This window comes from Streptomyces sp. 13-12-16 (assembly GCF_002114215.1).
Taxonomy (GTDB): domain Bacteria; phylum Actinomycetota; class Actinomycetes; order Streptomycetales; family Streptomycetaceae; genus Streptomyces.
In genome coordinates, this window is record NZ_NCTE01000306.1 from 1 (window position 1) to 1,333 (window position 1,333).

1 protein-coding gene is annotated in these 1,333 nt (G+C 75.3%); it reads right to left on the minus strand.

Translation table 11 applies throughout. The annotated features are described in order from the left end of the window. Positions 1 to 123: 123 nt before the first annotated feature. Positions 124 to 1,333, minus strand: a 1,210-nt coding sequence (locus B7767_RS13195; protein ID WP_143652407.1) for a beta-ketoacyl reductase, incomplete at its 5' end; no start/stop codon positions are given.

The window sequence follows — 1,333 nt, forward strand, 5'->3', positions numbered from 1 at the left end:
CGTGAAGCGGTCCACCGGCCACCTCGTCCGGGGACGCCTCCCCCCGAAGCGATGCCGCCCTCCCCGCCTGAGGCGGGGAGGGCGGCATCGGTGGCGCCGGGGCTTCGCCCGGCCGGTACGTCGTTAGGAGAGGCCGAGTTCGTTGTCGAGCATGTCGAAGACCTCCTCGTCCGTGGCGGAGTCGAAGTCGAACGCGTCGTCCTCCTCACCGGACGCCTCCGTGCGCAGCGACTGCCACTTGCTGCGCAGCACCTCCAGCCGGCTCGCGACCTGTGCGAAGAGGTCGGCGTCCACGTCGATGCCCGAAATGCTCCTCTCCAGCCTGTCCAGCTCCGCCAGGACCGCCCCCGGTCCGCCGGCCGGGGACGGGGCGACGCGCGCGTACAGGTGGGCGACGAGTTCGCCGGGCGTGGGGTAGTCGAACAGGAGGGTGGCCGGGAGTCGGGCGCCGGTGAGCGCGCCGAGCCGGTTGCGCAGTTCGACGGAGGTCAGCGAGTCGAAGCCGAGGTCCTGGAAGGGCCGGTCCGGTTCGACGTCGGCCGGGTCCAGGTGGCCGAGGACGACGGCGATCTGACCGCGCACCAGCTCCAGCAGTGTCTCCCGGCCCTCCGCCGGGGTGAGTGCGGACAGCCGCCGGGTGAGGTCCGCGGCGGCGGCCGTCGCCCCCGCCGCCGCGACCGTACGGCGGGAGGTCACCCGGATCAGCGACCGGAACAGCGGCGGGATCTCGCCGAGGGACCGCAGGGTCCCCAGGTCCAGCCGCACGGGCAGGACCGCGGCTCCCGTGCCGGCGGTGCGGAGCGCGTCGAACAGGGCCAGGCCCCGCTCCGGCGGCATCGGAGGCATGCCCGCCCTGGTCATCCGCGCGATGTCGGCCTCGCCGAGCTCGCCGGTCATGCCGCTGCCCCTGGTCCAGGGGCCCCAGCCGAGGGACAGGGCCGGCAGGCCCTGGTTCCGGCGGTGCCGGGCGAGGGCGTCCAGGAAGGCGTTGCCCGCCGCGTAGTTGGCCTGGCCCGCGTTGCCGAGCGTGCCGGCCACCGAGGAGAACAGCACGAAGGCGTCGAGCGGAAGGTCCGCGGTGGCCTCGTGCAGGTGCCAGGCGGCGTCCACCTTGGGCCGCAGCACGGCGGCGAGCCGCTCGGGTGTGAGGGAGCCGATCGTTCCGTCGTCCAGGACGCCCGCCGCGTGGATCACGGCGCGCAGCGGCCGGTCGGCGGGCACCTCGGCGAGCAGCCGGTCGAGGGCGGCGCGGTCCGACACGTCGCAGGCGGCGACGGTGACCCGGGCGCCCTCCGCCTCGAGTGCGGCGGCGAGTTCACCGGCGCCGTCGGCG